The following is a 7,212-nucleotide window of genomic DNA, read 5'->3' as shown; positions in this document are numbered from 1 at the left end:
ATGTGTATAAGAGACAGCTCAAGACCATCGGCATCCGGCAGTCCACCGGCCATCTGCGGTTCGGCGACGCCTGGAAGATGGAGCCGCATCCCCTCGACGCGGGGACCTCCTGGGAGGACCGGCTCGCGAAGCGCGACGACGGCCTCGCCCAGGAGGAGGGCCGCGTCCGTATCTATCTGGTCAGCCAGAGCGCGAACGACGCGGCGAGGAAGTCCACGGAGCGTGCCGCCCGCCGCGAGTACCAGGTCCTGCAGGGCATCACCCACCGGGGCATCGTCGATGCCGTCGAGCTGCGCGACCACGAGGGCGGGCCGGCGATCCTCTTCCGGCACCGGCACACGGACCTGCGGCTCGACCAGTACCTGGATACCTATGGCAGCGCGCTGACGCCCGAGACCCGGCTGGACCTGGTCCGCCAGCTCGCCGAGGCGGTGCGCCACGCCCACAGCCGTTCCCTCTACCACCGTGCTCTGGCAGCCCGCTCGGTCTACGTCTCCTTCCGTGGCGAGGGAGCCAGTCCCGAACTGCGCATCACCGACTGGCAGACGGCGGCCCGCGACTTCGACAGCAGCGGCACGTTCTTCCGGTCGATCGGCGCTTCGTCCCTGGACGCCGCCCTGATCGAGGACGCGGCTCACGTCTATCTGGCCCCCGAGACCGACCAGCCGTTCCCCGACCCCGGGGACCTGGACATCTTCGGCCTCGGCGCTGTCGCCTATCTGATCCTCACCGGCAAGCCCCCGGCACCCCAACGCAGTGTCCTCAAGGAGCGCCTGCGCACGGAGTCCGGACTCCACCTGTACGCCGTCGCCGACGGCGTCTCCGACGCGCTGGACACCCTCGTCTTCCGTGCGACCCGGGCTGATGCCAACGATCGGCTCAGCTCCGCCGAGGAGTTCCTGGGTCTCCTGGACGAAGCGGAGCGGGCCGACATCGTGCCCGACTCGCAGTCCGCCGCCTCCGTCGACCCCCTGGAAGCATTGCCCGGGCAGGCTCTCGACACGGAGTGGTCCGTACGCAGGGTTCTCGGTACGGGCTCCACGGCCCGCGCACTGCTCGTGGAGCGTGCCATCGAGGACGACGACGGCACGGTCCGTATCGAGGACCGCGTCTTCAAGGTGGCCCTCGACGAGCAGAAGGCCGACCGGCTGCGCGCGGAGGAGCGCGCCCTGAAACTGGTCGGCGGTGGTGCGATCGTCCAGCTGCGCGGCGAAGGACTGCGCGAGGCCGGTGAGCGCACGGTCCTGCAACTGGAGTACGCGGGCGAGCAGTCCCTCGGGGCACGATTGCGCGGCAAGGGGCAGCTCAGCTATGACGAGCTTGAGCGCTTCGGGGAAGACCTCTTCCTGGCGCTCGACCAGCTTGCCGCAAACGGTGTGCGCCATCGCGACATCAAGCCGGACAACCTCGGCATCCACCGCCGCAAGGATTTCACCTGGCAGCTGAAGCTGTTCGACTTCTCGCTGACCGACGCGTCGGACCGTGATGTGAAGGCCGGCACCCGTGGCTATCTCGACCCGTTTCTAGGCTCGGTTCGCCGACCTCACTTCGATGACCACGCCGAGCGATACGCGGCAGCCGTCACCCTGCACGAGATGGCCAGCGGTGAGCGGCCGCTGTGGGGCGACGGCCGTATAGACCCGCTCACCAACGAGTCCGCCGAACTGCACGTCGAGCGTGATCTGTTCCACGACCCCCTGCGGGACGGCCTGACGGCGTTCTTCCAGCGCGCGCTGCACCGCGACATCGAGCGCCGTTTCGACACGTTGCGGCAGATGAAGGACGCCTGGCAGAAGGTGTTCCGTGACGCGGACACCGACCGCCCGCCCACCACCCCCTCCACCGTGGGCACGGAGGCGGAAGACACGGAGCAGGCACGTGACCGCGCTGCCCTGGCCGCTGAGGGCACCACGCTGTTGGAGCTCGCCGGTCTGTCGCCACGCGCGGTCACGGTCGCGTGCGGCCTCGGGGCCACGACCGTCGAGCAGCTTCTGGACGTCCAGCCCTCCGCCATCTCCAGGGCACGCGGCGCGGGCCCGCTGGTGCGCAAGGAACTGAACCGTCGCCGCAACCAGTGGGTGGGCGCTCTACGAGGCAGCAGCACCGGAGCTGTCACACCTGGAGGCAGCGGCGCTTCCGGAGTCACGGCCGACGGCCCGAATGCCGGTCTCACCGGGATCCTGTCGATCGACGACATGGCTGCCCTGCTCACTCCGCCCCCCGGCCGAAAGGGCTCACACCGCGCCGACGTCGTACGACTGACGCTCGGTCTGCCACCGGAGGACGGCGGGCTCTCCCCTTTGGGTCAGTGGCCCGTCCAGGCCCGGATCTCGGACCACCTCAAGATCAAGCAGCCGCCCGTCTCGCGCCACCACCGCGCCGAGATCAAACGCTGGGCCGAGGCCGACTGGCTCCAGCGGGTCTGCACAGAACTCGTCGAGATGGTGCAGGACTTCGGCCGCGTCATGACCGCGGCCGAGGCAGCGCGGGAACTGCGTGGGCTGCACGGCGCCCAGGACGACACTCCCGAGCGCGTCACCGCCCGGGCCATGGCCGTCGTCCGTGCCGCCGTCGAGGCGGAGACCCGCGAGGAGGAGGGCCATGAACCCCGCCTCGCCGTACACCGACGCGGCGACATTGTGCTGCTGGCGTCCGAGTCCCTCCCGGACACCGACGACCCGAACCCGCGTGAGCTGGCCGACTACGCCGCTCACCTCGGCGCGAGCGCCGAGAAGCTCGCGGCCCGCGAGCCGCTGCCGGGCAGGGCCGAAGTCGTCCGGGATCTACGGGTCGTGCCCGCCCCGGAGGGCTTCGCCCCGCTGGCCGACACCCGCCTCGTGGCCTTGGCCGCAGCCGTCGCCCCGCCCGTCGAGTGCAGCCCCCGCCTGGAGTTGTACCCGCGCGATCTGAGTCTGGACCGTGCGCTGCGCATCTCGCAGGCAGGCGCTGGAGTCCGTTCCGACCTGGGCGTCACCGCCACCGAGCTGATCGCCCGCGTACGGGCGAGATTCCCGGACCTCAGCGCACTGGCCGGCCAGGAGCCGACCCCCGTCGCGCTCGAGGACGCCCTCCAAGCAGCTCGCTTCGACCTCCGCCACAACGACGAGGCCGGCCGTTTCTACCCTCCTGCCCCGAGGTCGACCGGCCCTTGGTCCTCCACCGGCACGCTCACCAGTACGCTGCCGCCGGTGCGTACCACCGCGCGCCGCGAAGCCGCTGACCCGCACGGACCCCTTCTCGACCGGCTCACCGAGAGCGCACGCCGCGGTGGCTTTCTCGCGCTCACCGTCAAGGCCGCTCGCCTGGAAGGGGCGGCGCAGAAGGTAGCGGACTGTGCCCCGGTCGTACCCGTGGACGTCGGTGCGCTGTTCCTGCGCGAGTTCAGGCAGCTCACGAAGGAGAAGGGACAGGACTGGCAGACGGTCCTGCGCGCCGACGCCGCCTCGGCCCCCGGCCGGATCAAGCCAGGCCTCGCCACGTTCGTCCGCGTGGTGTGGCAGCGCGTCGCCGACGATCTCCGCACCCGCGCGTTGGAGCCGCGCACCGTCCTCTTCCTGCACGACGCGGGTCTGATCTCCCGGTACTGGGACGAGGGCGGCCGTGACTTCCTGATCCCGCTCCAGGCAGCCTCCCGCCGCCCGGCTCAGGATCCGCACGGCCTGTGGTTGCTCTGCCCGGTGGAGTCCCGCACTCAGGACCCGCACCTGGACGGCCGCACAGTGGAGGCGCTGCGCAACGACGGTGAACTGGCCTACCTGAGCAGCGGGTTCCTGGGGGCGAGGGAGGAGCAGGCCGCCTGATAGGGCAAGGCCCTGCGAAAGGAGGAATGTGACTTGCCCGACGATCCCACCAGATAGGAAAAGCCGCCCCTCACGCAGACCAGGCCAGCCAGAATGTGGGCATGGTAGCGATCATCAAATGCCGTGACTACGAACTCGATTACCTCGAGCACCTCGAGAAGTTGCATCAATCGCGGCGCCTCGCGTGGGAGTGGACGGTCACTCGTCCGCGTGACCTGTGGCCCAAGGGCCGCCACCTGTTGCTAATTGCTTCCGAAGACGCCTACGGGCGCTTCGAGATCACCCGCCTCGGCAGGTCGGCTCGTGGCAAAAGGGCAGCAGACAAGGAACAGCAGCTGCGGGTCACGCAGGTTCGTCCGCTCAGGCGACCTCTCCCGATCAGCGAGTTGCTCGAACACGTCCCCGATCGCCTGCGGCGTCACCTTGTGGAGGACGGCCAGCAGACTCCGGGTACCGGTGGAGCGATACGCGCTCTTCTGCTCGAGCTGCGGCCGGAGCTGACGGAGATCGTCAGCCTCATCGAGAACGCCACCGAGCCGTGGCACTTCGGAAGCGCACGGGCAGGACAAGAACTCGCTCTTCAGCGTGACGCCACCCTCGGTGCCACCCGTATGGCCGGCTTCCAGGCGTCGGGGCTCGCTGAATGGGATCCGCCGGCCGAGGACCTGTACGACGACTCGGTCCCTCCTCAGTTCCTTGACCTTGTCACTGGTTCTACGCAGGGGACCGCCTCGGCGGAGCGCCCCGACGTACGGCTGCCTCGGTCACCAGAACATCCGCGTCCCGTGGACGCCCAGCCCGCGCTGGAAGACCATCTCATCACCCACGACACCACGACGATGCTCGGCTGGCTGAGCGAGGCGACGAGCCACGTGGCGTGGCGCGAATTCCGTGAGCACGGCCGTACCTTACTGGTGGCCAACGCCAACCGCACCGCCGCGGAGAGCCTCCTCGGATGCGACATCATTTTCTACAACGTCTCGCGTCACAGTCTTGTGCTCGTGCAGTACAAGAAGCTCGATGCGGAAAAAGGCGGCTTCTACTATCCGAACAGCGACCGGAACCTGGCCAAGGAACTGACGCGTATGCGGAGCCTCGACCGCTACGCCGAGATGCAGAGAGGTGTAGGTGATGAGCAGCGACTGGACACGAGTCCGAGTTGGATCAAGCTGTGTCATCCGCGCTCCCTTCTGCCGCACACGTCGGAAATGGTGCACGGGATGTACTTCTCCCGAAAGCAGTTCGAGTCGCTACGCGACGATGCCCGCCTGAAGGACGGCAGACAGGGCGCCGTGCGCTTCGGTTACAAGAACGTTCCGGGCTATCTGGACAACACGCTGTTCACGCGACTCGTGGAGTCCGGTCAGATCGGAACGACGGGTACGAGTACGGACCTGGTCCGCCAACAGGTCATCCGCAGCTTCCGTGGGCAGCGCAGCTTGGTGCTCGCCGTCCTGGGCGGCGATGAGCCGCCCCAGGCACGGCGCAATGCACAACGACGGGAAGTCCGCTGAGCGGGACCCTGCGAGGCGATCGGCTTGAGGGACAGAGTCCTGATGGCCGACCGCCGTCGTCGGCTGTCAGCTCACGTGCCGCCGCGGGACGCCGCCGCGACGGCCGATGTCGAAGGCCAGGCGGTAGATGTCCGGCAGGTCGATGGAGCCGTCGCTGCGCTTCGTCATGACTCCCAGCTCGATGAGTTCCCTGAGCAGGGACACCGAGTCGTCGACATCCCGCGGCCCGCTGCCCTCGCTCTCGTTCTCCAGCGCGGAACGTACCTTCGCGGCAAGTGAGCCCTTGAGCCAGGCGTAGTGGACGCCGGACGGTTCCATGGGCACCTGGCCCTCTTCGAGCTGCTGGACCGCCAGAGCTGCCCAGCCGATGTCGTCCTGGAGCTCCTCGACACGGATCTTTGACGCGAAGCTCAGGCTGTCCCGGATCGCCTCGTAGTGCAGCGGGACGGCGTGGCTCGCGAAGCGGGCGTCGGTCAGCTTGGCGGCCTTGCACAGCGTGGACAGCCAGGTGCGGGGGCTGACCTGACCCTTGCCGTCCTGGAGATGGTTCGGCACCCAGGTGTAGGTGTGTCCCTTGCGCCGGTCGGTGCCCATGAAGGCGCCGGCCAGGGAGACGAACACCTCCTCCTGCCGCTCCGTGTCGGCGATGACGGCGACCGGTGCGACGTACCGGCCGTCCCCTTCGGCACGCCAGTCGCCCGTTGCCTCGCGGAATTTCTTCGCTTCCGGGCCGGGGTGGTTGCCCAACTGGTGGAAGAGGAGGCCGTAGAGGTTCTCCCGCTCCCAGGTGAGGTCGGTGGAGTTGGCGCCGAGCTTTGACGCGTCGGCGAACGCCTTGGGCGCGTTCTCGTACATGTCCGGCCGGACGAAGATCTTCGCCCGCAGGGTGCCCGTGGTGAGCCGCAGTTCGAGCGCCGCCTGGAACAGGGCGGACAGCATCCGGTCCGACTGGCGGCGCTCACCGTGCAGATGGTCCAGGGCGTCGAAGAGGAGTACGCGCGTCTCGCCCCGCTCGCGGCTCTCCCGGTCGGCGCGCAGGACCGCGTTGTCGTACGCGTCCGGGTTCTCCCCTGTCCATCGGATGCGCTCGGCCCAGGAGTCGATCCGACGCACCTCCGGCACGTCGAGAGCCATCAGGATGACCGTGGCCCACAGGTCGTCGGGATCGATGCCGTCGTTGATCAGACGTTCGCGCGTCTTCTTGAGCGGAAACGCCGGTTCGTCGGTGCCGTCCACGCCGAACGCGATGCTCACCCGCGTACGCCGCAGCCTCGGCATCATGTACGAGTCGGCGGCGACCTCCCGCAGCCGGTCGTCCACCAGGGCCTTGGCCCAGAACGTCTTGCCCGTGCCGCGCGCACCGCGCACCACGGTGACGTCCGGATCCAGGGCCAGCCGGTGCGAGGACGGCGTGAACAGCGTGCGGAAGTCGGGCCCGGAGGTGTTCGCGTCGGGGGCCGCACCCAGCGCCTCGATCAGCAGCTTCCGGTACTCGGCGGCCACGGTCGGCGCGCTCATCGCTTCTCCTCGTGCGGCGCGAGCAGCAGCCGCTCCACGGTGCTGGTGAACGTCCGGTACGCCGCTTCCACGAACGGCAGCTCCGGCCACTTCCGGCTGCGCAGCGGGTCCAGGCCCACCAGGTCGTTGCCGAAGAGGATGGGGACAGCCGCGTACGGGGCGTCGTCCACGGCGCCGTCCGGTGAGAAGAACGGCTCTTCGTCGCCCTCGTCGGACAGGTTGTACAGCGTGTCCACGAACAGGTCGTACGCGTGCCTGCGGAGTGTGCCGAGCCGCTCGATGTCCCCGGCCGAGTGGAACATCGCGGCCACGACCCTGATCCGCTCCCGCAGCATGCGCGCGTCGTCCGGCCTGTGCTGCCACTCGGAGAGCAGCATCCT

General features: G+C 68.8%; 3 protein-coding genes and 1 pseudogene. 2 read left to right on the top strand and 2 right to left on the bottom strand.

Going from position 1 to position 7,212, the window contains the following annotated elements; translation table 11 throughout:
• On the top strand, positions 1-3,800 hold a 3,800-nt coding region (gene pglW / locus IH13_RS0121240; RefSeq protein WP_063837473.1), incomplete at its 5' end, for a BREX system serine/threonine kinase PglW.
• Between the two features lie 101 nt (positions 3,801-3,901).
• On the top strand, positions 3,902-5,314 hold the full coding sequence (locus IH13_RS0121235; protein ID WP_031086776.1) for a hypothetical protein: 1,413 nt from the start codon (positions 3,902-3,904) through the stop codon (positions 5,312-5,314).
• A gap of 66 nt (positions 5,315-5,380) precedes the next feature.
• Here the strand turns inward: IH13_RS0121235 and IH13_RS0121230 are convergent, their stop codons facing one another.
• Complete coding sequence (locus IH13_RS0121230; RefSeq protein WP_031086774.1) at positions 5,381-6,832, bottom strand: hypothetical protein; 1,452 nt, start codon at positions 6,830-6,832, stop codon at positions 5,381-5,383.
• Positions 6,829-7,212: pseudogene (locus IH13_RS0121225) on the bottom strand (hypothetical protein); the annotation flags it as partial. The pseudogene IH13_RS0121225 and the gene IH13_RS0121230, both read right to left, overlap by 4 nt.

This window comes from Streptomyces sp. NRRL WC-3549 (genome assembly GCF_000721935.1).
Classification (GTDB): domain Bacteria; phylum Actinomycetota; class Actinomycetes; order Streptomycetales; family Streptomycetaceae; genus Streptomyces.
The sequence above is the reverse complement of the archived record's forward strand: the minus strand, read 5'-3'. Positions and strand labels throughout refer to the sequence as shown.

Bases quoted from the DNA above. Each gene is read 5' to 3' on its own strand.
- IH13_RS0121230 (WP_031086774.1), bottom strand. From the start codon at position 6,832: ATGAGCGCGCCGACCGTGGCCGCCGAGTACCGGAAGCTGCTGATCGAG.
- IH13_RS0121235 (WP_031086776.1), top strand. From the start codon at position 3,902: ATGGTAGCGATCATCAAATGCCGTGACTACGAACTCGATTACCTCGAG.